The organism is Vallitalea maricola (assembly GCF_036985595.1).
GTDB classification, from domain to species: Bacteria; Bacillota; Clostridia; order Lachnospirales; family Vallitaleaceae; genus Vallitalea; species Vallitalea maricola.
The window spans coordinates 1-249 of record NZ_BTPU01000374.1 but is presented as its reverse complement, the minus strand read 5'-3'; the positions used below and the strand labels follow the sequence as shown (position 1 = coordinate 249).

General features: G+C 34.1%; 1 protein-coding gene. It reads left to right on the top strand.

Annotated elements, in window-relative coordinates; translation table 11 throughout:
* Window positions 1–2 precede the first annotated feature (2 nt).
* Window positions 3–158, top strand: a complete 156-nt coding sequence (locus AACQ14_RS24865) for a DUF4842 domain-containing protein (RefSeq protein ID WP_353514044.1) — start codon at window positions 3–5, stop codon at window positions 156–158.
* Window positions 159–249: the final 91 nt, after the last annotated feature.

Below are 249 nucleotides of genomic sequence, written 5' to 3'. Positions count from 1 at the left end.
CTATAAATATTCCTTATGAGTGGAAACACCCAGTAGAGTATATGGATATTAAATATGCTTATCCTGATTTTCATAGCTTCGTCACTTCGTCGGGTGAGTTGAATGTAGATTGGTTTACTGTAGAAAAAAGTAATACCAACAACGTATTTAAACAATAAGGAGAAGATCATGAAACTTACTAACATTGTTTTAATCTCTACGATTAATCTGTTAATAGTAGCGTGTGGAGGAGGTGGTGGTGAAAGTGAA